Origin of the sequence: Crocosphaera sp., from assembly GCF_030064895.1 — a bacterium.
Classification (GTDB): domain Bacteria; phylum Cyanobacteriota; class Cyanobacteriia; order Cyanobacteriales; family Microcystaceae; genus Crocosphaera.
Genome location: NZ_JASJEB010000046.1, coordinates 22622 through 44441, shown reverse-complemented (window position 1 = coordinate 44441; position 21820 = coordinate 22622). Strand labels below are relative to the sequence as shown.

24 protein-coding genes are annotated in these 21820 nt (G+C 39.5%); 3 read left to right on the top strand and 21 right to left on the bottom strand.

Features of this window, described 5'->3' with window-relative positions:
• Nucleotides 1-11 precede the first annotated feature (11 nt).
• The 3 genes from QNJ66_RS12450 (at nucleotide 12) to QNJ66_RS12440 (ending at nucleotide 3310) form a co-directional block, all read left to right on the top strand.
• Nucleotides 12-2585, top strand: coding sequence for a tetratricopeptide repeat protein (locus QNJ66_RS12450; protein ID WP_300507186.1), 2574 nt, complete (start codon nucleotides 12-14; stop codon nucleotides 2583-2585).
• Nucleotides 2586-2752: 167 nt separating this feature from the next.
• The gene (locus tag QNJ66_RS12445; RefSeq protein WP_300507183.1) at nucleotides 2753-2977 is read left to right on the top strand and encodes a hypothetical protein; all 225 of its coding nucleotides are present in this window, start codon (nucleotides 2753-2755) and stop codon (nucleotides 2975-2977) included.
• Nucleotides 2978-2980: 3 nt separating this feature from the next.
• The gene (locus QNJ66_RS12440; RefSeq protein WP_300507181.1) at nucleotides 2981-3310 is read left to right on the top strand and encodes a type II toxin-antitoxin system PemK/MazF family toxin; all 330 of its coding nucleotides are present in this window, start codon (nucleotides 2981-2983) and stop codon (nucleotides 3308-3310) included.
• Between the two features lie 78 nt (nucleotides 3311-3388).
• Here the strand turns inward: QNJ66_RS12440 and fdxB are convergent, their stop codons facing one another.
• The 21 genes from fdxB to nifU all read right to left on the bottom strand — a co-directional run bounded on the left by fdxB (nucleotide 3389) and on the right by nifU (nucleotide 21813).
• Nucleotides 3389-3685 (bottom strand): ferredoxin III, nif-specific, encoded by a 297-nt coding sequence (gene fdxB / locus QNJ66_RS12435; RefSeq protein WP_300507179.1) that lies wholly within the window; start codon nucleotides 3683-3685, stop codon nucleotides 3389-3391.
• 42 nt (nucleotides 3686-3727) lie between these two features.
• Nucleotides 3728-5662, bottom strand: coding sequence for a molybdate ABC transporter permease subunit (gene modB, locus QNJ66_RS12430; protein ID WP_300507176.1), 1935 nt, complete (start codon nucleotides 5660-5662; stop codon nucleotides 3728-3730).
• 128 nt (nucleotides 5663-5790) lie between these two features.
• Nucleotides 5791-6042 carry a FeoA family protein gene (locus QNJ66_RS12425; protein ID WP_300507173.1) on the bottom strand — a complete coding sequence of 84 codons (252 nt, stop codon included), beginning with the start codon at nucleotides 6040-6042 and terminating at the stop codon, nucleotides 5791-5793.
• A gap of 2 nt (nucleotides 6043-6044) precedes the next feature.
• Nucleotides 6045-7508 carry a nucleoside recognition domain-containing protein gene (locus tag QNJ66_RS12420; protein ID WP_300507171.1) on the bottom strand — a complete coding sequence of 488 codons (1464 nt, stop codon included), beginning with the start codon at nucleotides 7506-7508 and terminating at the stop codon, nucleotides 6045-6047.
• Complete coding sequence (locus tag QNJ66_RS12415; protein ID WP_300507168.1) at nucleotides 7474-8100, bottom strand: FeoB small GTPase domain-containing protein; 627 nt, start codon at nucleotides 8098-8100, stop codon at nucleotides 7474-7476. The genes QNJ66_RS12420 and QNJ66_RS12415 overlap by 35 nt, the downstream gene beginning before the upstream one ends.
• 155 nt (nucleotides 8101-8255) lie before the next feature.
• Nucleotides 8256-8609: a hypothetical protein gene (locus tag QNJ66_RS12410; RefSeq protein ID WP_300507165.1), complete on the bottom strand. Its 354-nt coding sequence runs from the start codon at nucleotides 8607-8609 to the stop codon at nucleotides 8256-8258.
• Nucleotides 8599-9027 carry a hypothetical protein gene (locus QNJ66_RS12405; RefSeq protein WP_300507163.1) on the bottom strand — a complete coding sequence of 143 codons (429 nt, stop codon included), beginning with the start codon at nucleotides 9025-9027 and terminating at the stop codon, nucleotides 8599-8601. The genes QNJ66_RS12410 and QNJ66_RS12405 overlap by 11 nt, the downstream gene beginning before the upstream one ends.
• Before the next feature lie 95 nt (nucleotides 9028-9122).
• Entirely contained in the window at nucleotides 9123-9497 is a 375-nt protein-coding gene (locus QNJ66_RS12400) for a 2Fe-2S iron-sulfur cluster-binding protein (RefSeq protein WP_300507159.1), read from the bottom strand.
• 99 nt (nucleotides 9498-9596) lie between these two features.
• Entirely contained in the window at nucleotides 9597-9950 is a 354-nt protein-coding gene (locus QNJ66_RS12395; protein ID WP_300507156.1) for an iron-sulfur cluster assembly accessory protein, read from the bottom strand.
• A gap of 100 nt (nucleotides 9951-10050) precedes the next feature.
• Complete coding sequence (locus QNJ66_RS12390) at nucleotides 10051-10872, bottom strand: HesA/MoeB/ThiF family protein (protein ID WP_300507153.1); 822 nt, start codon at nucleotides 10870-10872, stop codon at nucleotides 10051-10053.
• A 145-nt stretch (nucleotides 10873-11017) separates the two neighbouring features.
• Nucleotides 11018-11365 (bottom strand): nitrogenase-stabilizing/protective protein NifW, encoded by a 348-nt coding sequence (nifW, locus tag QNJ66_RS12385; RefSeq protein ID WP_300507151.1) that lies wholly within the window; start codon nucleotides 11363-11365, stop codon nucleotides 11018-11020.
• The gene (locus tag QNJ66_RS12380; protein ID WP_300507148.1) at nucleotides 11362-11598 is read right to left on the bottom strand and encodes a CCE_0567 family metalloprotein; all 237 of its coding nucleotides are present in this window, start codon (nucleotides 11596-11598) and stop codon (nucleotides 11362-11364) included. Before QNJ66_RS12380 ends, nifW begins: the two co-directional genes overlap by 4 nt.
• 78 nt (nucleotides 11599-11676) lie before the next feature.
• Nucleotides 11677-12153 (bottom strand): NifX-associated nitrogen fixation protein, encoded by a 477-nt coding sequence (locus QNJ66_RS12375; RefSeq protein ID WP_300507145.1) that lies wholly within the window; start codon nucleotides 12151-12153, stop codon nucleotides 11677-11679.
• A 157-nt stretch (nucleotides 12154-12310) separates the two neighbouring features.
• Nucleotides 12311-12730, bottom strand: coding sequence for a nitrogen fixation protein NifX (gene nifX, locus QNJ66_RS12370; RefSeq protein WP_300507143.1), 420 nt, complete (start codon nucleotides 12728-12730; stop codon nucleotides 12311-12313).
• Nucleotides 12731-12767: 37 nt separating this feature from the next.
• Nucleotides 12768-14150: a nitrogenase iron-molybdenum cofactor biosynthesis protein NifN gene (gene nifN / locus QNJ66_RS12365; protein ID WP_300507140.1), complete on the bottom strand. Its 1383-nt coding sequence runs from the start codon at nucleotides 14148-14150 to the stop codon at nucleotides 12768-12770.
• Between the two features lie 142 nt (nucleotides 14151-14292).
• Complete coding sequence (nifE, locus tag QNJ66_RS12360; RefSeq protein ID WP_300507137.1) at nucleotides 14293-15711, bottom strand: nitrogenase iron-molybdenum cofactor biosynthesis protein NifE; 1419 nt, start codon at nucleotides 15709-15711, stop codon at nucleotides 14293-14295.
• A 76-nt stretch (nucleotides 15712-15787) separates the two neighbouring features.
• A complete protein-coding gene (locus QNJ66_RS12355) occupies nucleotides 15788-16090 on the bottom strand; it encodes a Mo-dependent nitrogenase C-terminal domain-containing protein (RefSeq protein ID WP_300507135.1) in 303 nt (100 codons plus the stop codon).
• 209 nt (nucleotides 16091-16299) lie between these two features.
• Nucleotides 16300-17835, bottom strand: a complete 1536-nt coding sequence (gene nifK, locus QNJ66_RS12350; protein WP_300507132.1) for a nitrogenase molybdenum-iron protein subunit beta — start codon at nucleotides 17833-17835, stop codon at nucleotides 16300-16302.
• Nucleotides 17836-18044: 209 nt separating this feature from the next.
• Complete coding sequence (nifD, locus tag QNJ66_RS12345) at nucleotides 18045-19481, bottom strand: nitrogenase molybdenum-iron protein alpha chain (RefSeq protein WP_300507129.1); 1437 nt, start codon at nucleotides 19479-19481, stop codon at nucleotides 18045-18047.
• A 189-nt stretch (nucleotides 19482-19670) separates the two neighbouring features.
• A complete protein-coding gene (gene nifH / locus QNJ66_RS12340) occupies nucleotides 19671-20561 on the bottom strand; it encodes a nitrogenase iron protein (protein WP_300507126.1) in 891 nt (296 codons plus the stop codon).
• 370 nt (nucleotides 20562-20931) lie between these two features.
• Nucleotides 20932-21813: a Fe-S cluster assembly protein NifU gene (nifU, locus tag QNJ66_RS12335; RefSeq protein ID WP_300507124.1), complete on the bottom strand. Its 882-nt coding sequence runs from the start codon at nucleotides 21811-21813 to the stop codon at nucleotides 20932-20934.
• Nucleotides 21814-21820: the final 7 nt, after the last annotated feature.

Sequence of the window (21820 nt, the reverse complement as noted above, 5' to 3'; positions counted from 1 at the left end):
GCACAAATATTATGAATATTAATCAAGACAATAATCAAGGCACAATTAAAAACTTTATTGCTGATCAAATTACTATTAATCAAGCATTAGCACCCCCTCAAAAGATAACAGGAATACCTGAAAATATCCCTTATACTGGGACAGAGATTTTTGTGGGTAGGGTAAAAGAGTTAGAAAAAATTGATGAACTTTTGAGCAATAATCAACCATTAGCTATTACTTCGGTAATAGGTATGGGAGGTGTAGGAAAAACAGAATTAGCTCTACAATATGCTCTCAGATATCAACAAAAATATCAAGGTGGTATCTGTTGGGTAGAAGCAAATAGAAGCAATAGTGATGTTTCGGGACAAATTATTTCTTTTGCTCAATCATCGGTTAATGTTATTATTCCTGATCACTTAAAAACGATCAATGAACGTCTACAATATTGTTGGAGTCATTGGCAAGAAGGTAATGTTTTGCTGATTTTTGATAATGTAGAAAATTACAAGAATATCAAGGATAGTTTACCTGCAAAAAATGAAAAGTTTAAGGTTATTGTTACCAGTCGCCAGAAGTTAGGACGGTTACAAAAGTTAGAGTTAGAAGTATTAAAACCACCAGAAGCTTTAAATTTATTAAAACAAATTATTGGAGAAGAAAGGGTTAATAATGAATTAGAAACAGCACAGGAATTATGTCAATGGTTGGGTTATTTACCGTTAGGATTAGAATTGGTGGGACGGTATTTAATTATTTATGAGAATCTAAGTTTAAGTAAAGCTTTACAACGACTCAATCAAAAACAATTACAAGCAAGAGCATTATTAGACCCTAAAGATAATCAAGCAGATATGACAGCGCAATTAGGAATTGCTTCAGCGTTTGAATTATCTTGGGAAAAACTATCACCAGAAGGGAAAAAATTAGGCTGTTATCTCAGTTTATTTGGTTCGGAATTATTTGATTGGTCATGGGTAGAATTAAGTCATTTATATCCTAATGATGATGCAGAGGAGGAAATTGAAGAATTAGAAAAATTAAGAGAAGAAGAACTGCAAAACTTCAATCTTTTACAAACCAGTAAACAAACTAATAAAAAAGTAATTTGCATTATCTATTATTTGATTATTAATCATTTATACCAACTTGCATTTTTAACTTTACTAGATTATCGTCAAGAAAATGCTAAGGCGAAACCTTTATATAGTTATCATCCCCTGATTAGTTATTACTTTAAAAGCAAGTTAAATAATACCAAATACACTTATGATAGTAGAGAAAAATTTTTAGTCAACATTTGTCGCTGCCTTAGTTTTTTAGTATATTTTATAAAGCGTATTTTATTTAATAAAGATAATAGTAATTTTATTAGTTTAGAAGATAGAGAAGTATTAAAACATAAATTTTGTAAAAGTTTGATTCCTGTTGCTAAGTCTATCAATGATACTCCAACCTTAAAAGACATTAAAAAATTTACCATTGCTGTCCCTCATCTGGAGATGATAGCAACAGTAATGAGAGATAATATTGATGATAAAGATATTAAGCGGCCGTTTAGTGGGCTGGGAATATTTTATCAAGGACAAACTAATTATCAAGAAGCAGAAACATGGTATAAAGACTGTTTATCGGTTTGTAAACAGCGTTTTGGGGAGGAACATCTCGATGTTGCTGTGAGTATGAATAATTTAGCAGAACTGTACAAAACACAAGGAAAATATGAAGCAGCAGAACATCTTTTAGTAGATGGTTTAGCCATGAGAAAAAAGCTTTTAGGGGAGGAACATCCCTATGTTGCTCTGAGTATGAATAATTTAGCAGCACTGTACGATTTACAAGGAAAATATGAAGCAGCCAAACCTCTCTATGTAGATGCTTTAGCCATGATGAAAAAGCTTTTAGGGGAGGAACATATCGATGTTGCTCTGAGTATGAATAATTTAGCAGCACTGTACTATTCACAAGGAAAATATGAAGCAGCAGAACCTCTTTTAGTAGATGCTTTAGCAATGTGGAAAAAGCTTTTAGGGGAGGAACATCCCTATGTTGCTGTGAATATGAATAATTTAGCAGAACTGTACAAAACACAAGGAAAATATGAAGCAGTCGAACCTCTTTTAGTAGATGCTTTAGCAATGAAGAAAAAGCTTTTAGGAGAGGAACATCCTGATGTTGCTCTGAGTATGAATAATTTAGCTTTGCTGTACTATTCACAAGGAAAATATGAAGCAGCCGAACCTATTTTAGTAGATGCTTTAGCCATGACAAAAAAGCTTTTAGGGGAGGAACATCCCGATGTTGCTGGTAGTATCAATAATTTAGCAGCACTGTACAAAACACAAGGAAAATATGAAGCAGCCGAACCTCTCTATGTAGATGCTTTAGCAATGAAGAAAAAGCTTTTAGGGGAGGAACATATCGATGTTGCTCTGAGTATGAATAATTTAGCACAACTATACAGAATACAAGGAAAATATGAAGCAGCTAAACCTCTCTATATAGATGCTATAAACATCTTTGAAACTGTCTTAGGTAATGAAAATCCTTCGACTATTAAAGTACGAGAGAATTATCAGAAAATGCTTGATGAGATGAGTTAGGAGTTCGGAGTTAGGAGTTAGGAGTTCGGGGTGATAATTTTTTGTGAAGGTGTAAATTATTTTCTAATGCTTTTTCCCTATAATAGTTTAACTGATTTCTGTAGGGGTTGAATAATTTTTAATTATCATCTACAATTAAATAATATAATCATTTATTAGTTACTAAAATGAAAGCTTACGAATTTAATACAAAAATTTCCCCTGATGGTAAATTAGAACAACCTGAAAATTTACGTCACAAATTACCACCTAATCAAGAAGTAAGAGTTATTATTTTAGTCAATGAAAATTCCCCGATAGAAAACACAGAAAATCAAGATTGGTCACGTTTAGCAGCAGAACAATTTTTTGCTGATTATAGCCAAGAAGATGAAATTTATAATCAAATTTGATTCATGGATAATTATTTTTTTGGAGAAATTATATTAGTCGAGTTTTTCTTTACTGAAACAACAGAGAGAAAACGTCGTCCAGGGTTAGTTTTGTTAGATACAGGTGATGAGGATATAATCGTTGCCAGAATTACCAGTAAACCACATTATACCGATTTTGATGTTTATATTAACGAATGGCAAAAAGCAGGATTATTAAAACCTTCAACAGTTAGATTACATAAAATTAATACTTTAGCAAAGTCTTTGATAAACCGACGCTTAGGGCAGTTAGAATCAAGTGATTGGCAAAATATTAAAACAAAAATACAAGAAATGTGGAATCAATCTTAATATTGCCACTTGCCTTTTTATTTTTTCCTTCTCAAAAGAAGGCTGCGCCGAAGCGCAACCCAACTTAACTTAGTACACTTAAGCAGGTAAAGGACTGTGAGTGTAGCATTTTTTGGGACAAATACGAGCGCAAGCTTCACAACCGATGCAGTTGTCTTTATTTGCAACAATCATAACTTGACGTTCAATATCGTCGTCGTCGTCGTCTTCATCGACAAACTCACCCTCTTCGTTAACGCCCATTAAAGCTAAGACGTTTTGACCACAGACTTTGAAACAACGTCCGCAACCAAGGCAGGTTTCTTTGTTGATAGCTTCAACAAATTTAGGAATCCATTCGAGTTTAGCAAAAGTTAGGCCAGTTAAACTTGCCATAATAAGTGTTCTCCTATTTTATTAGGATAGTTGTTGATGGGACTAATCATCCCTAGTCATGCTTGAAAGATGACTGGGTTGATATTCAAGAGATACGGAACCGCTTGAATTCTGTAGTAACATGAGGCGAGTAGAGTGAAGTTGTATATGCCAGGGATAAGACACTTTTTGTAGAGCATTCCAGGTGTCTTTGAACACTTCAACTTGTAGGTGATAGTCGAAGGGACTGGTAGGGGCAGAATTTAACTTCAGGTATAATGTCATTCTGTGTTGGGTTTCGCTGGTGGTGGTTAGCCAAGCAGCAAAAATGTTGTGAGGAGAGCGAGTTTGTTGCTCTGTTAACCCTGTAAAAATGAGGTGATGGGCGCGAATACCAACGTGGGCTAAACTCTCGGGGATGGGTTCGTTGACTCGTAGGGTACATCCCCAGTCAAGGGCCGTGATGGTATTTTCTGACTGAATAAGGGCGCGAGAAAAGTTTTTACAACCGGTGAGTTGGGCAACCCGAAAATATCGCGGTACGTCGAATATGTCTTGTTTGGGACCCTGGGCAATAATCTCTCCTTCGTCTAAAATTAAGAGGTTGGGACAAAGACGATAGGCTTCTTCCAGGTTATGGGAGACGAATAAGGTTGCCCCTGGAAAATGGGTTAAACTGAGTCTGAGCAGTTTTTCTAGTTGATCCCGTAAATAGGTGTCTAGGGCGGAAAATGGTTCGTCTAGGAGCAAAATATCGGGTTCACTAGCTAAGGCTCTGGCTAAAGCCACTCTTTGTTGTTGTCCTCCCGATAGTTCTTGCGGATAGCGATCTCCTAACCCTTGTAATTGTACCGCAATTAGTTGTTTTTCCACCCGTTGACGAATGGCAAGGGATGAGAGGGTTTTGGGGAAGCCAAAGGCGATATTTTGCGCAACAGTGAGATGGGGAAATAGGGCATAGTTTTGGAATAAGAAACCAACTCTGCGATCGCGGATAGGTACATTTATACCTCTACGGGAGTCGAATAAAACCCGACCATTGAGGATAATACAACCTTCATCGGGGGTTTCTAAACCAGCAATACAGCGTAAAATAAAGCTTTTTCCTGCTCCTGAACCTCCTAATAGTCCTAATGGTAATTGATTACTGGAAAAGGAAACATTTAGGGTAAATTCGGGTAATTTTTTCTGTATATCAACTATTAGTTCAATGGGATCAGGTAAAATATTTGTACTGTTTGATTCCCAGGTTAAGGGGGCGACAGGATTATCCCAAGGAAGTAAACTTTCATCGACTAGGGTGAGATGGCCTTCTTTTGCCCGTTTTGACCTCCGTTGATGGGGACGATGGTCGTTCCAGTAGTTGACCCCAACCACAATGGTTAAGGATAATACTAACATCACGGAAACCCATAACATGGCTTGTGACATATTCCCGCTTTCGGCAGCGAAAAATATGGCAATGGGGATAGTTTGGGTTCTGCCTGGAATACTCCCTGCTAACATCAGGGTAGCACCAAATTCTCCTAAAGCGCGAGCAAATGCTAGTAATACTCCCGAAATTAGGCCAGGTCTGGCTAAAGGCAGTAAAATTCGCCAAAACACTTGCCATTCTGTAGCACCCAGGGTTCTTGCAGAGGCTAAGAGGTTGATATCTATCTGTTGAAACGCTCCCAATGCAGTTTTATACATCAAAGGGAAGGCGACAACTGTAGCCGCAATTACCGCAGCATACCATGTAAATATTATAGTAACATCAAATAATCTTAAAAATCTACCGATTGGTCCATATTTTCCCAGTAACAATAGGAGAAAAAAGCCCACAACAGTTGGTGGCAGCACCAACGGAGCGGTGAAAATACCATCGATTAAGCCTTTTCCTTTTCCCCGATATTTAAACATAGTCCGAGCGGCGATCGCTCCTATAAAAAAGGCGATCAGGGTTGCCAAAGCTGCGGTTTTTAATGATATCCAAATCGGAGAAAAATCAAGATTCATAATACTTCCTAATACCGATAATGTAGACCGAGTTTGATTGAGATAAATTCAGTAGATTAACTACCATAAACAGTTAAAATTTTAACTCCGAACTCCGAACTCCGAACCCCGAACTCCGAACTCCGAACTCACTTTGTTTTTCTGACATAAATAGCTTTAGCAATAGACTTATCTAAAGCTATTCTTGTGCCATTAATTTTAACAACATAAGAAGGAAATTTTTGTTCTAAGCTAATAGAAAGTCCTGGCATTATGCCAATAGCAATAAGTTTCTTCAGTAAATTTTCATCGTTTTTTCTGAACTGAGTGATTACCCCTCTTTCCTTTTCTTTCATGAGATTTAAGGCCGAAGATTCAAAAGTAAATGTTTGAGCAATCATGATTAAATAATCTCCGAAATAACTAATATTTTGTTCAATAAATAACCAATAGAAAAAGCAAAAACAACCACCAAACTACTCAAAGCAATAGTTGTTTTTAATCCTCTTTCTTTGAGCATAAACTTAAACTGAGATAAGCAAGGAATAAAGAGAGTTAATGTTACAGCAGCAACCACTAATTGTCTACCTTCTAAGACTCCAGCATGATGTAAATCGAACATTTTCGCTGCTCCATAATCTCGCCGAAAAAAGCCATAAATAAACATAGTTGAGGCTTCTGGTGGCAGTCCTAATTTGAGTATAATTGGTTCTAAACCATGCACTAAAAAAGGAAATAAGCCAATTAAATTACCAAACCAAATTATAACTGAAGCGAAAATAAACCAAGGAATAACCTCACTCAAATACCAACGAACTCTACTGTATGTTTTCGTTAAAGTTGAGCGAATATGAGGCAAGCGTAAGGGAGGAATTTCCATGTAGAAATAAGACAAACTTCCTGGTAATGCTTTGGCGGTTAATGAACCAATAATGGCGAAAATAAAAGCCATAAAAATTGCCCAAATCATTAAAGCAGTAAAATTTTGAGAAAGTAGGCCAATAAAAATCCCCAGTTGTGCTGAACATGGAATGACTAATGCTAACAGTAAAGAGACAATAAAACGTTCTCTTTTACTTTCGATGTTACGGGTTACTAATGAGCCGGTACTGCTACAACTTAACCCTGAAATTAAAGGAATAATCGAACGACCCGATAAACCAATCATTTTGAACAAATGATCGATTAGCAGAGAAACTCTTGGCAAATAACCACTTTCTTCAACAAGAGAAAAAAGCAAAAAGAATGTAGTAGTAATGGGAAAAATAATAGTAATTACATAACGTATTCCTAAAGTTAAAATTCCCTGTTCCTTGGCCACTAAATCTTGCAAAATTGTCCAGGGTAATAAACGAGCAGCTATCCCGTCAATTAAGGGGTTAATTTGCTGTACAAAAACCTCTTGAAAGTGATTAACTAAAACCCCAGAACCAAAACAACCGACAAATCTATATATTCCCAAATAAATAATCAGAAAAAGAATAGGAAAACCCGTAATAGGATTAACGGTTAAACGATGAAAAAATTCTTCGCTTTCCGTTGACTTTTTTTTGATTTTTACAATGGCTAATTCTTCAAATTTTTTGGCAGTTTGATGGCGTGTTTTAGCTATCACTAAAACTAAAGGATCACTAAATTGACATTGAACGGACTCCACCACCATTTCAATGGCTTCAAAATGGGGTTCTTCTTGACGAACCTTTTGCCATAATAAAGGGTCTTTTTGTAGTAATAAAATAGCTAAAGAACGCCGAGATATCAACGGTTCAATGGCTCCTTTCAGAACGTTATGATCGCTCTCTAGAAGACACTCTATTTTAGTGATTCCTTCTTCAATAGCTGTAGGATAGCGCAGGAATGTGGACATAGTTAGCCATTTTAGTGGTTAAACCTTTTATGCCTCGTTTTTGGGCAGCAGATAAGGTGACAACAGGGATACCTAAGGATGCTTCTAATTGCTTTTCGTTCACCCAAATTCCTAGTTTTTCTGCTTCATCAATCATGTTAACAGCGAGTAAAATGGGAACTTGAGTTTCTATTAGTTGAAATGTTAGATTTAACATTCGACTGAGATTTTTGGCATCAATAACATGAACTACTAAATCTAAAGGTTCTCGAAATAATAACTCCCGAGAAAATCGTTCTTCTTCTGTCATTGGCATCAGAGAATACATCCCTGGTGTATCAATAAGAGTGATAGTTTTTCCCGCAATTTTGATATAATTACGAGCGGCTTCTACAGTGGTTCCTGGATAGTTAGAAACTGTGGTATAACCCCCAGTTAAAATATTAAATAAAAGACTCTTACCCACGTTTGGACAACCCACTAAGGCCATGGTTCCTTCAGAAATAACTTTTGAAGATTTAGCCCTCAGAGACTCAGGTAAGAAATTTTGCCAGAAACTGTTAGAAGTTTGGGATTTTTGTTGACAACTATCAGGACATTGATTACACTTCATCTGTCTTTTTTGTACCTTGTTACCAGTGTATTTTTTTTCTTGATTTTAAACAGTAACTAGAGATACATAACTTAAATAATTATCAATTTTTTTTTGAAAATTATTTATTTTCAAGAATATATAATGGACAATTAATCAATAAGTATAATTAATGATCAATCTAAGTTAGTTGTTACTTTACTAGAGATCCAATAAAGTTCTAACCAAAGACGAGGATTTTCTATTTTAAGTCTTGATACTGGGTCACGAATTAGTCTTTTAGCATCGACAAAAACGATATCAATCATGCCAAAAGTTTTAGCAATTTTTCGTAATTGTTCTTGATATGAAATAACTTCTTTTCCTGTTTTCCCGACATAGTAGATACTCAAATAATAGTAGGGGGGAGAAACAGGATTAAGACAACCATCAATAATGTGAATATAACAGTCATTTAATAGTGAATTAATATAAGGATAAGAATAACTAACTAAATCTCGATATTTTTGGACTAATCTTTCACGAATCACGGCTACAACTCTCCCATTTCAAATTGTAGGATAAATCAGAAAATAAAGAAGCCTTAATACAATAATGTTTTATTTTTGTACATTTCTTAAAGAAAACCCGATGATTGGTAATACAATCTTCAATTGGAGAGTCTGAAAACTGTAAAGCAACTTCATCCACAGGACAACTTTCCTGAATTTTGTCACAATATTTTGGCTTAAGACAAGATAGTTTAACCGTTTTATGATTCTTTTTAGATAATTCTAATTCATGGCCAAAAAGAAACTCGCTATAATCGGCCACATTATCCAAACCCAAGAGATTAAGAACAATCTCCCCCATCATCCAAAATGCGGTTTTATAAATAAATGTTTTCCACCTTAAATTCATAGTCAACCTCAGAGAAAGCGATTTATTTTGTTGTTGAAGAGTACCCATAAAATCTTTCCCTTAAAAGTTTGAATTAGGGATAGGAAGTCGTGGCATTTGCCACGACTTCCTCAGCAGATGGATGAGGAAAATAGGTCACAAGTTTATGGTAGATAAGCTTCTTGGTGGGTTTTAATGGTACAATCAGATTTTGGTTTGGCAACACAAAGAAGTACCCATTTTTGCTCTAATTGGTCGTCATCCAAAAAGCTTTGATCTTCTTGATCAACTTCTCCTTCTACAATCTTACCAAGACAGCTAGAACAAGAACCTGCTCGACAAGAAGAAGGTAACTCATCAAGACCATCAGGATACTCAATCTGATCGTCGTTAATGGCATCTTCAAATGCTTCAAGGATGTACTCATCTTCTGGAACATCTAAGCTGATATCCAATTCAGTTATCTGTTCTTTTTTGCCCGTCTCTTTATTTTTCTTTTTGGCAGTTTTTATGAGACGAACTTTGTAGGTTGTAGTCATTCAGTGTTCTCCTTAAACATACGAACATTTACCATTAATTTTTAACAATTTATTCCTTGTGTTTTTAGAAGGAATAACCATTAAAAATCAAAGCTTTTTTTAGCCACAAGAAGCAGCTTGGCTGCCGCAGTTTGCTGTAGCGAAAGACTTACCGCAGCCACAAGTCTGTGTTGCATTGGGGTTAGTGAAGGTGAAACCCCCTTGAGTTAAACTATCGACAAAATCAATGACCACACCATCTAACAAAGACACACTATTAGGGTCAACATAGATGAGGACATTATCTTGTTCAAAGCAAACATCTTCGTTCTTAGCTTCCTTAACTAAATTTAAAGCGTATTCGTAGCCATTACAGCCACCACTTTTAACCCCAACGCGAATACCAGTAATAGTATTTCCTTCGAGGAACGTACGGAGTTTTGAAGAAGCTTTTTCAGTAAGAGTAACAGTCATGGTTTTTTAGGAGGTGATGGGGTGAGGGTGTGACGGGGTGACGGGGGAGTGTGGGGGGTGTGGGGAGTGTGGGAGGGGTGAGGAGAATATGAAAAAATCATCATTTCTGACTCCTGACTCCTGACTCCTGACTTCTGCCTTCTGCCTCCTGCCTTCGGATATAACTGCTTAAGCGTTGCTTTGTAAAGTCACCGCAAACAGGACAGTTAGGGTCGTGGTAAGGACGACGCTTGGCAAAAGTTGCAGTCCCTAAGTCCATGGTCAAAAGTTGACCCGTCAGAGGTTCTCCCAGTCCGGTTAAGAGTTTGATGCCTTCTAAAGCAGCTAAACAGGCTAAACTACCAGAAACTGCCCCTAAAACTCCAAACCCCCAGCGATCCCATTGGGGAGTTTCTGGGAAAATGCAGGATAAACAGGGAGTTTCCCCAGGAATGATGCTGGTTAAGTACGCATCCATGCCACTCATGGCCGCTTCCACCATGGGAACCCCCCAACGCACACAAGCTTGGTTTAAGAGGTTGCGTTCTTTGAAGTCAAAGGCGCAGTCAAAGGCAATATCCGCCTGTTGTACCAAAGCGTCAATATTCTCTGCTGTCACAAACTCCGAAACCGCTTCTACTTCAATTTCCGGGTTGAGGTTTAATAGGGTTTCTTTGGCTTTATACACCCTTGGTTGACCCACCCAGCTATTGGTCATCAATATCTGACGGTTTAGATCATCCAAACGCAGATCCCCACCCCTCACCAAAATGATTTTACCTACCCCGGCAGCCGCTAAGTAGAGAGCAACTGTACCACCTAGCCCTCCCACTCCTGTTACCACAGCAGTGGAGTCCTTAAGGCGTTTTTGTCCTTCTTCGCCAAAACCAGGGAGTTGTATTTGTCGTGAATAACGTTCTCTTTCCGTTGGGGTGAAGTTCATGACGGTTTGGGGGGTGAGGGTTGGAAAGGGTGGGAGACGGGGAGTGGGGAGTGGGGGAGACGGGGAGATATATTAACTCCGAACTCCGAACTCCGAACTCTGAACTCCGAACTCCGAACTCCGAACTCCGAACTCCGAACTCTTATTAAAGCGTTTCTGCTTGTTTAGCTAAATCATCCAATAAAACGACGTTGTTAGGAACATCTTTGAAGACTTTAAATAGTTTGGTTTCCAGAGGACTAGAGGTTTTAAATAGTTCGTAAGCTTCCTGGAAAGCTAATTTATATTTTTCTAATCTCTCACTTTCACCAAGATCGGGGAAGGCTTGATCGACTTGGGTGATAAGTAAAGAGAACTGCTTAAGAATATGCAGACGATTAACATTAACAAAAGAAGGGTCATAACTAATATCAAAGAAGTTTAGATAGTCTTCGGTGTCGATGAGTTTTGTGAACTCAGCAAAGGTTCTTGGTGTATCAAGAGTAATAGTCATTTTAGGGCTTCCTCCCAGATTTTTAGTTTTTTCCTGAGTTGTTCTAACTCGCTGAATATATCGTAAGTTTTTTGTGCCGTTTCCATTAAGTTTTGGTAATCGGTAGGTAATCCTTCGGCTAGATCGTGCAAGTCCATCTTCATTTGACCTGCTTTAGAGTTTAGTTTACGAACCTTTTTTTTTAGATCAGCAACGGCTTCTGGAGTCGGATTATTTTCAGTAGCAACTGTCATACTTCTTACCTCTGTTTTACTTAGAAATTGAGGGAAAAACAAAAAGTAAATATTTTTTGTTTTTCCTTCTTGCTTTAATTACAGTTTAGAAACTTCAGGAAATCTCTGCACTAATTCAATGCCAGAATTTACTAATTTAGTTCCTTGGTCATTTAACTTTTCTAAGGTATCAAAACCGAAGCGATGAGCATCTCGTAAACTGCGAGAAACAACCATTAGTTTCCCACCCCATACTAAAGCCCAACCGAAACCTTCATGGTTTAAGTCAACAACAACTTGACACAATAATCCTGTCTCTTGTTCTATTAAGGCAGCGATGGCCCGAAAATAACAAATAATCCTTAATTGTGTGGTGGGATCAATTTCTCCATCTAAGGAAATTTCCCGTCTTTTCTTCTTAGGAATAACATAAGGTGCAATCACAAGTTCATCGGTCCATGTGCGATACACACCAAAGTGATCGTAAGCCCGAAGTTGCTGAACTAATGCTTGTAGAAAAGGACTATCTGCAACTAAGAGAGTATTGGTTTCTGTATTGGTTGTTGTTGTTGCCATAATAACAATTATCCTGAGAATATTTCCGTTATCTATGAACAATTTTACACTATTTTGTTGTTAATTATTCATAGATTTTTTTAGTGACATAATTAGTTTACAGTTACCAGCGATTAGTAAATTTACTGTTCACTGTTTACTGCTAACTGTTCACTAATTATTCATCCTCATCGTCATCCAAAAAATTAGGAGTTGGCTCAATTCCTGCTTCTTTTTGTAGAACTCTTCTTAACCAGGGAGGAGGGTTTCCTTTTAAAGTTTTGACTAATTCAGTGAGAATTTCGTCAATTTTTTCCGACTCACTTCTAGCTTTAATAGGAGTCACATTTTGACGGATTAAACGGGCGGCTGCACTGCCACCAATAGCAGAAACATAGAGTAAAGTACAGCCGTCTAATGCTTCTAATTTAGGCACTAATTTGTCTTCGTTCCCGTCTTCTTTTAAGTCACCACCGAACTCTAAAGTATTGACAAAATCGAAGCCATTGGTAGAGACATCATATAAGTCAATATTCTTTGCCCAACCAAAGTGAGCGTTGACGTGAACGTTATCGCTAGTCGTAAATGCAACTTTCATGTTTTTCCTCTCAGATGAACAAAATTAAGGGGAAACCTTAAGCAGTTAACCCGTGTTTCTGTAGCGCGACGGGACTATGTTTGGCTTCTTCTTCCATGAGAATATTGCCAACATCAAATAAAAACTTCATGGTACCACGATAACCCACTAAACAGCGTTGACCTAAACCTAAGCGATCAAACACAGGATAACCCATTCTATATAAGGGGGCTTTCAGACGTTTAGCTAAAGATGTACCGTGAGAATTAGTAATAATTAAATCTGAACCTACCGCCAATTCTTCTAAGTCTTCTAAATCACCAATAGTAACAGTATCGATAGGTAATTTTTCCAAAAGTGGGGACTTAGTTGTAGTGACAGCAGCTTGAATATTTGCCCCCATTTCTGTTAATAACCAAGCGGTTTGATACAGTAAATCAGGTTCTAAGGCCAAGGCAACTTTCTTGCCACCAAAATAGAAATGAGTGTCCAAAATAACATCCTGTAACTGACGGCGTTGCCGTTGTAAATGTGCAGGAATATTAGGTACAATAGGGAAGTGATGATCGCAACGGGCGGTCAAAATTTGGGACAATTCCCATAAAAACGAATCAACCGCATCTAAACCAGCTAAACGAGGGAAAACTTTATATTTTGTGCCAAAACGTTTCTGTAAAATTGAAGCCGCTTTGGTCATACTTTCCCCAATAGCTAAAGTTAAACAAGAACGATTTAACTGTTTTAATTGAGTTAAACTCGTTCCCCCAGTAGTTACCGTATGATAATCATCCTCTAAATGACCATCCAAAGAACGGGATAAGTCAGGAACCATAATAGGAGTGATTCCAAACCCCTCAATAACAGTTTTGACCTCTTCCACGTCTCCAGGAGACATATAGGAAGCACATAACACCGTTACCTGGGGTTTCAGTCCCACCATTGGTGGTTCATCATCGGGTACATTACTATAGTCAGCAGAGACGATACTTTCCACAGCCGCCGCATAACCATCCTGTAAAGATCCCTTATAATCAGGAGTAGAAACATAAACAATAGGAAATGTCTCTAATTCTGGGTGTTTCTCCCGAAATTCCTTTAAAATACGAGGCATATCATCCCCTCTGGTCTCCGTTAACCCAGTGGTTAACAAACCAATAATCTGAGGCTGATATTTTTCTAAAATTGTTAAGATAGCCTGTTCTATATGGTCTTCCCCACCCAAAATGGTACTCACTTCCGTCATAGCAGTAGTAGACAGAGGGATAGACTCGCGAAAATGACGCACTAAAACAACCTTAGCAAAAGCAGTGCATCCTTGCGAACCATGAAACAAAGGCATCATTTTTCGCAACCCCAGAAACGCTAACGCTGCGCCTAGCGGTTGACTCATTTTTAAAGGGTTAACTGATAGGGACTTGTGGGGGTTTAGGATAGTGGTCATTTTACTTACTCCTCTGTTTTGTGTTGGGGTGTCGGGGTGTTGGGGTGATGGGGTGATGGGGTGACGGGGTGATGGGGTGATGAGATTAGTGTTATTTATAACTCTCCCAGTCTCCCAGTCTCCCAGTCCCCCAGTCTCCTATCTACTCCCCTTCAGCTTCTAAGTTCAATAAACTTTCGTGTTCCTGTTGCCAAAGTTCCCAAGGGGAGGGTTTACGAACTTGTTTCCAGATGGGACTATAAACCGCTTCGCTTAACTCTCGGGCCATTTCCACTAAACCGATGTAACCAGCGTAGGGATGATGACGTTCTTGGTTAATATCGAGAAAAGGTATCTTTGCTTTCAGTGCAGTGTATTGGTTTCTGCCACCTGCCACCAAGAGGTCAGCATTTGTCTTCTCAATCACCCGTAAAAGCTCCTCTGGGCTACCTTTTTCCAGCATAATGCCATCTTTACCCAAAAGTTTCTTAATACGTCCCTTATCTTCTTCTGTGCTTTTCTTGGTGCTAGTAGCCACCACTTCCATACCCAAGTCTTGTGCCGCCGAAACGATGGACCAACTTTTCACCCCACCGGTGTACAAAACCATGCGTTTACCCTTGAGACGTTCCCGATAAGGGGCCAAGGCAACATTTAACTTGGCGGTTTCTTCTTCTATTATTTCTTCAACTCGTTCTATTAATACTTGGTCACCAAAAAATTGAGCGATGTTGCGTAAACACCGGTTCATGTCTGCAATGCCATAAAAAGATTCCTCAATATAAGGAATATTGTAGCGTTCTTGCATAGCAGTGGCCATATTAATTAAAGCCTTCGAGCAGATCATAACATTCAGCTTAGCCCGATGAGCATAACAAACCTCATCATAACGAGCATCCCCTGTAATCTTTGAAAGAACATTAATACCCGCTTTTTTAAACAGAGGAAGAACACCCCACATTTCCCCGGCAACATTATATTCACCAATTAAATTAATATCATAAGCCGTTGTATATTCAGGTTCTTTTGTGCCAACAACATGATCTAATAAAGCCTCACCACCAAGACGGTTTCCTAAGTTTTTACTACCAACAAAACCAGGAGAATGAACAGGAATGATAGGAGTTTTATACTTATCAGTAGCAGCATTACAAACCGCGTCTAAATCATCACCAATAAGAGCAGTAACACAAGTAGAATAAACAAAAACTGCTGCTGGATTATACTTTTTTACTAACTTAGAAATCGCTTTATAAAGCTTTTTTTCACCACCAAAAATAATATCATTTTCCGATAAATCTGTGGTAAAACCCATCTTATAGGTCATCGGACCACTAGAAAGACTACCCCGACTATTCCAACTATTACCAGAGCAGCCAATGGGACCATGAACTAAATGAGCAGCATCGGTGATAGGAACTAAGGCAATAGAAGCCCCATCAAAAGCACAACCCCCTTGAGCAGAACCAGGGTTAGCTTTTTGAGTACAAGCCTTATTTTTACCTTGACCTTCCTTTTTTTGATTATGTTCACACCCAGGTTGTGTCAACAAATCGTTGATTTTGCTCTTGGTTAGTTTCATGACTGAATTCCCTAATAATTACCAGTGACCATTGTTCAGTTATCAGTTATCAGTGAGCAGTTATCAGTTATAATTTTTAACAGATATAATGCTCGACATCTTCACCACAAACATCAGCTAAATAACTTAATGCTTTGAGTCGTAAACCCACAAATTGGTGATAGAGAGGATTCAATTTACATAGAGGAGGAATGTGGAACAACTTACGCCCTAACACAGTTATTGTTCTTTCAAAAGGACAAGAACAAGGAATCACCCGACAAATAAAATGAGCAAAAGGGCGATCATTGATCTCGAGATTATCTAGCCAGCGTTTGAGGGGGAAAAGGGGGTCGAGAGTGAAGCTTTTGTGAGTGGAATAAGGAGTAGGACTTGTCATAACCATTTCCTCATCTTGATAAAAAAAAATAATGGCAGAGAGTGTTTTTTTTGACAGCAGAGGAAGCCGGGCAAGAAAATATTAACTCCAAACTTCCGACTTCTGTGCGATAGCGCCGGAACGCAGTGAGGAACTTCAAAAAAGAGGGGGAGAGGGGGGAGTAAGGACTCCCTGAATGCTCCTGATCTCCCTCGTTTCAGATTTCCTAATTAACGAACTAAGTCGAAAGAAATATCCGTTACAGAAGGGGTATCTGTCTTACGATCTAAGTGATCCATTAGTCCATTAGCGATCCAGGTGAGAAGGTTGATCGCACCTTCATAACCAATGGTGGAGAAGCGGTGTAGGTGATGGCGATCGAAGATAGGATAGCCAATACGGATTAAAGGAGTCTTGGTATCACGCTCTAAATACTTACCGTAGGAGTTACCAATGATGAAGTCCACAGGTTCGGTGAACAGTAAAGAACGCATATGCCATAAATCTTTACCACCCCAAACAGTTGCTTGTTGTCCATAAGGACTAGCAGCAAGTAGAGCTTTGGCTTCTTCTTCAAATTCCTTGGTGCTGTTGTTAACCAAGACATGAACAGGTTCGATACCCATTTCTAACATGAACTGTAATAAGCCCATTACTAGATCGGGATCACCATAAACAGCAGCGCGTTTGCCGTGTACCCAAGCTTGGGTATCAGTCATAGCATCAACCGCACGTCCACGAGCTAATTCAAACTCTTCAGGAATAGGTTTGCCGGTTAACTCAGATAAGCCCATTAAGAACTCATCAGTAGCTTTAACACCCCAAGGACGATAGGTAGCGGTTTTTTGTCCCCACTCTTTCTCGATGTATTTACGAGTTTTAGGAGTGGTGTAGGTTTGTAAGGTAACAGTAGCTTCAGCGTTGATGGAGTCAGCCGCATCTTCTAAGGAAGTCCCTTCATGGTACATTTGGAATTCTCCTAAGTTGGGAGAATCTAAGTACATTTCGTGGTCACCTAAGATGGTGGCATCTAAATCAAACGCAGAGATGATTTTTTTCAGTTCCCGTAAGTTACCGATGTAGGTTTCAAAACCAGGAATGATGTTGATTTTACCGTTGGTGGTTTCAGCCTTCTTGCCTTCGGTTAAAGTAGCTAAGATGGATTTCATCATGCTATCGTAACCGGTGATGTGGGAACCCACAAAAGAAGGAGTATGAGCGAAAGGAACAGGGAACTCTTCAGGAATAGAGCCTTCTTGACGAGCATTTCCGATGAACGCACCCAAGTCATCCCCAATAACCTCAGCCATACAGGTGGTGCAGATGGCGATCATTTTGGGTTTGTAGAGAGCGTAAGCATTAGCTAACCCATCGATCATGTTCTTTAATCCACCGAAAACAGCAGCGTTTTCAGTCATGGAAGAAGAAACAGCACTTACAGGTTCTTTGAAGTGACGGGTTAAGTGGGTACGGAAGTAAGCCACACAACCTTGAGAACCGTGAACGAAGGGTAAAGTTCCTTCAAACCCAACAGCAGCAAGTAAAGAACCTAAAGGTTGACAAGCTTTAGCAGGGTTAACGGTTAGGGCTTCACGAGCAAAGTTCTTTTCCCGATATTCCCAGGTTTTGGTCCATTCAGCTACTTCTTGAACTTTCTCAGCAGAAGGCATTCCTTCAAACTGTTTTTTATTCTCGAAAAGTTCTTGGTACTCAGGTTGATGAAATAGATCAACGTGGTCCTTAATGTTGTTTACGTTTTGAGCCATTGGTTGTAACTCCAGTATTAGGATGGATATCTCAGACTAAAGAAGCTTGGAATTTAGAGAGAGGGAGGGGTGAGGGGTTGAGGGGGCGACGGGGTGAAGGGAGTGAGGGGGTGAGGGGGTGAAGATATATCAATCATTTCTCCCAGTCTCCCAGTCTCCCAGTCTCCCAGTCTCCCAGTCCCCAAAGTCTCCCATGATCAATCTCCCTCTTATTTATTCCAAGGGGTGCCAATTAATCCCCAGGTGGGACTATTGAGGGCTAAGTCCATGTCACGGGCGAAGATAGCGAAGCCATCATAACCGTGGTAAGGTCCGGAGTAATCCCAAGAGTGCATTTGACGGAAGGGAAGTGCCATTTTTTGGAAGACATACTTCTCTTTAATACCGGCAGCAACTAAGTCAGGTTTCAGTTCTTTCACGAACTCTTCAAACTCATAACCGGTGATGTCATCATAGATGAGGGTAGCGTCTTCAACGTAGTTGCTGGTACGTTTGTAGTCGTCACCGTGAGCGAATTCGTATCCGGTACCGATGATTTCCATGCCTAAGTCTTTGAAAGCAGGAACTACGTGACGGGGACGTAAACCACCCACCATCATCATTACGGTTTTGCCTTCTAAACGAGGACGGTATTTAGCAACGATCTCTTCAGATTGCTTTTTGTACTTCTCGATGACTTCTTCAGCTTTCGCTTGAATGGTCTCATCGAAGCGTGCAGCGATCGCTCTTAAAGATTCAGCAATCTTGGTAGGTCCAAAGAAGTTATATTCTAACCAAGGAATACCGTATTTTTCTTCCATGTGACGACTGATGTAGTTCATGGAACGGTAACAGTGGATCAGGTTTAACTTAACGTTGGGGGTAACTTTCATTTCTGTGAAAGTACCATCACCAGACCATTGTGCTACAACACGAAGACCGATTTCTTCGAGTAAGATACGGCTAGACCAAGCGTCACCACCGATGTTGTAGTCACCAATGATGGCTACGTCATAAGGAGTGCCTTCAAACTCGATGCCTTCTTTTTCCGCAGCAGGGAAAACCCAGTCACGGATCATGTCGTTAGCGATGTGGTGTCCTAAGGATTGAGAAACCCCACGGAAACCTTCACAACGAACAGGAACTACACCTTTACCAAGTTCTTTGGATTTTTTACGAGCAACCGCTTCGATGTCGTCTCCAATTAAACCAATGGGACATTCTGACTGAACAGAAATACCACCATTGAGGGGGAATAATTCTTCGATTTCATCAACAATTTTGCCGAGTTTTTTGTCTCCACCAAAAACGATATCACGTTCTTGGAAATCGGAGGTAAACTGCATGGTACCGAAGGTGTCGATCCCTGTGGTTCCGATGTAGTAGTTACGACGACCAGACCAGGAATAGTAACCACAACCTACAGGACCGTGGGAGATGTGGACCATATCTTTGATAGGACCCCAAACCACCCCTTTTGAACCTGCATAAGCACAACCACGAGCGGTCATAACTCCAGGTAAGGATTGTTTGTTAGATTTTACGCCACAATCGTCTTTACCTTCTTCGTAAACACCAAGGTGTTTTGCACGTTTTTTCGCGGCTTTTTCGGGATAGGTTGCCAGAACGTCGGCAATAAGTTTCTTATTTTGTTCAACGGTTGCCATTGGTTTTCCTCTCAAAGTGAATATAGAAGAAATAGAAAGGGTTTGGGGGGTCCGCGTTACGCGTAAGGCAAAAGGTAAAAAGCAAAAGGCAAAAATAATTGATACAACTTCTGACTTCAAACTTCTGACTTCTGACTTCTATAACTCCCCCATGTCCCAACTAGACTAAATGAGAATCAAGCCTTGATCCTACTTAGCAGACTTAGTAAGTTCTTGAGCCGCACGATCAGCTTCCATAACTTTCTTGTATTCTTCTTCAGAACCAAGTAAACCGTAGTTGATCAACAGTTCTTCAAGTTCGTCGTTGTTGATGGGAGTGGGGATGGTGAGTTTGTCGTTGTTAACGATCTTGTCACCTAAATCACGGTACTCTTGAGCTTGAGGGTGATCAGGAGCGAATTGAATAACTGTCTGACGACGTAATTCAGCTTCTTGTACCATTTTAGAACGAGGTACAAAGTGGATCATTTGGGTGTTTAAACGTTCAGCTAATTCTTCAATTAACTCGATTTCTTTGTTAACGTTACGGCTGTTACAAATTAAACCACCTAAACGTACTCCACCGGTGTGAGCGTATTTTAAGATACCACGAGCGATGTTGTTAGCAGCGTACATCGCCATCATTTCACCAGAGGTAACGATGTAGATTTCTTGTGCTTTTCCTTCACGGATAGGCATTGCGAAACCACCACATACAACGTCTCCTAATACGTCGTAGGATACGAAGTCTAAGTCTTCGTAAGCTCCTTCTTCTTCTAGGAAGTTGATGGAAGTGATAATACCACGACCAGCACAACCAACTCCAGGCTCAGGACCACCAGATTCTACACACTTGATGTCTTCAAATCCTTGGAGCAATACATCTTCGAGTTCTAAGTCTTCAACGGAACCCTGTTCTGCTGCTAAGTGTAATACAGTTACCTGTGCTTTACAGTTAAGGATTAAACGGGTAGAGTCAGCTTTAGGGTCACAACCTACAATCATGATGCGATTGCCAGACTGAGCCATTCCAGCTAAGGTGTTTTGAGAAGTGGTGGACTTACCGATACCACCTTTTCCGTAGAATGCAATTTGACGCATGGTTGATTCTCGCTAAATTAGAGAGTGATTGTGTACAATTTCGGAAGCTTGATCTGTTGCTGACGTAAAGATGATTCGTTGTTCGGTTAGGAAACACGGGGATTTTCATCCCAAAATAATCTTTGTTCTCTACATCAGTAGATGTCTTCCGAGTTAAGAAGCCAATTTAATTAAATTAATGATGGCTTCGGTCCCTGAGTAAAGGCTGTGAAACTTTACTCGTTGGGTCAAGAGGTGACGTTTTAATAACGTCGGGTCGAGAAGCGATGCTTAAGGAGGCGATCGCTCTCTTCCTTTTTGGTTGCTTAACATGGTGTTCTCCTTTGTGTCAGTTATCGGTTATCAGTTTTTAGTCATCAGTGCTTGTTGGTTACACTGCAATGACGGTTAATTCTGGGGAAACTCGCTCCCTTAATCTTGCTTCGATGCCCATTTTTAAGGTTGCGGTACTACTAGGACAAGAATCACAAGCTCCTTTGAGGATCACTTTGACTAAGTCTCCTTCCACATCGTGTAAGTCCACATCTCCTCCATCTTGTGCTAATGCAGGTTTGATTTCTTCTTGCAGGACTTGTTGAATTAGGGTAATTTTTTGTAGGGTGGTTAACGGTTGATTATCTTCTTTGGCTTTGACCACTTCAGTAGCGACGGCAACAGCAGTGGTTTTTTCTTGTAAAATTTCGGCGATAATATCATCTATATCTGCTAAACAAGTTGTACATCCGCCACCGGCTTTGATATAGTTGGTCACTTGTTCTGCTGTGGTTATATCATTTTCTAGAACGATGCGACGAATACGAGTATCTGTTACTCCGAAGCAACGACAGATTAATGTTCCTTCATCGTCTTCGTGGTTATCGAGGGGAATTCCTCTATAGTTAAAGATAGCTGCTTCTAGGGCTTCTTGTCCCATGACAGAACAGTGCATTTTCTCTTCTGGTAAACCCCCTAAAAAGTCGGCGATCTCTTTATTGGTCAGGTTTAAGGCTTCGTCTATGGTTTTCCCTACCAATAACTCCGTTAAGGCAGAAGAAGAAGCGATCGCAGAAGCACAACCAAAGGTCTGAAATTTTGCATCTAAAATAATTTCGCTGACTTCATCTACTTTTAAATGTAATCTTAGAGCATCTCCACAAGCAATACTTCCCACTTCTCCAGTTGTAATTGCTTGTCCTTCTTCTTTCTCGGTAATCGTACCTTGATTACGAGGGTTATGAAAGAGATCCATTACTTTGTCTGTATATTCCCACATGATTCAG

Excerpts from the sequence above, each read along its gene's own strand:
- modB (WP_300507176.1), bottom strand. The coding sequence starts at position 5,662 with ATGAATCTTGATTTTTCTCCGATTTGGATATCATTAAAAACCGCAGCT.
- QNJ66_RS12380 (WP_300507148.1), bottom strand. The coding sequence starts at position 11,598 with ATGACAGTTGCTACTGAAAATAATCCGACTCCAGAAGCCGTTGCTGAT.
- fdxB (WP_300507179.1), bottom strand. The coding sequence starts at position 3,685 with ATGGCAAGTTTAACTGGCCTAACTTTTGCTAAACTCGAATGGATTCCT.
- QNJ66_RS12395 (WP_300507156.1), bottom strand. The coding sequence starts at position 9,950 with ATGACTGTTACTCTTACTGAAAAAGCTTCTTCAAAACTCCGTACGTTC.
- QNJ66_RS12450 (WP_300507186.1), top strand. The coding sequence starts at position 12 with ATGAATATTAATCAAGACAATAATCAAGGCACAATTAAAAACTTTATT.
- nifE (WP_300507137.1), bottom strand. The coding sequence starts at position 15,711 with ATGAAACTAACCAAGAGCAAAATCAACGATTTGTTGACACAACCTGGG.
- QNJ66_RS12405 (WP_300507163.1), bottom strand. The coding sequence starts at position 9,027 with ATGGGTACTCTTCAACAACAAAATAAATCGCTTTCTCTGAGGTTGACT.
- QNJ66_RS12415 (WP_300507168.1), bottom strand. The coding sequence starts at position 8,100 with ATGAAGTGTAATCAATGTCCTGATAGTTGTCAACAAAAATCCCAAACT.
- QNJ66_RS12400 (WP_300507159.1), bottom strand. The coding sequence starts at position 9,497 with ATGACTACAACCTACAAAGTTCGTCTCATAAAAACTGCCAAAAAGAAA.
- QNJ66_RS12390 (WP_300507153.1), bottom strand. The coding sequence starts at position 10,872 with ATGAACTTCACCCCAACGGAAAGAGAACGTTATTCACGACAAATACAA.
- QNJ66_RS12445 (WP_300507183.1), top strand. The coding sequence starts at position 2,753 with ATGAAAGCTTACGAATTTAATACAAAAATTTCCCCTGATGGTAAATTA.
- nifK (WP_300507132.1), bottom strand. The coding sequence starts at position 17,835 with ATGGCTCAAAACGTAAACAACATTAAGGACCACGTTGATCTATTTCAT.
- nifD (WP_300507129.1), bottom strand. The coding sequence starts at position 19,481 with ATGGCAACCGTTGAACAAAATAAGAAACTTATTGCCGACGTTCTGGCA.
- nifX (WP_300507143.1), bottom strand. The coding sequence starts at position 12,730 with ATGAAAGTTGCATTTACGACTAGCGATAACGTTCACGTCAACGCTCAC.
- QNJ66_RS12420 (WP_300507171.1), bottom strand. The coding sequence starts at position 7,508 with ATGTCCACATTCCTGCGCTATCCTACAGCTATTGAAGAAGGAATCACT.
- QNJ66_RS12355 (WP_300507135.1), bottom strand. The coding sequence starts at position 16,090 with ATGACAAGTCCTACTCCTTATTCCACTCACAAAAGCTTCACTCTCGAC.
- nifH (WP_300507126.1), bottom strand. The coding sequence starts at position 20,561 with ATGCGTCAAATTGCATTCTACGGAAAAGGTGGTATCGGTAAGTCCACC.
- QNJ66_RS12425 (WP_300507173.1), bottom strand. The coding sequence starts at position 6,042 with ATGATTGCTCAAACATTTACTTTTGAATCTTCGGCCTTAAATCTCATG.
- QNJ66_RS12440 (WP_300507181.1), top strand. The coding sequence starts at position 2,981 with ATGGATAATTATTTTTTTGGAGAAATTATATTAGTCGAGTTTTTCTTT.
- nifW (WP_300507151.1), bottom strand. The coding sequence starts at position 11,365 with ATGACTATTACTCTTGATACACCAAGAACCTTTGCTGAGTTCACAAAA.
- nifN (WP_300507140.1), bottom strand. The coding sequence starts at position 14,150 with ATGACCACTATCCTAAACCCCCACAAGTCCCTATCAGTTAACCCTTTA.
- nifU (WP_300507124.1), bottom strand. The coding sequence starts at position 21,813 with ATGTGGGAATATACAGACAAAGTAATGGATCTCTTTCATAACCCTCGT.
- QNJ66_RS12375 (WP_300507145.1), bottom strand. The coding sequence starts at position 12,153 with ATGGCAACAACAACAACCAATACAGAAACCAATACTCTCTTAGTTGCA.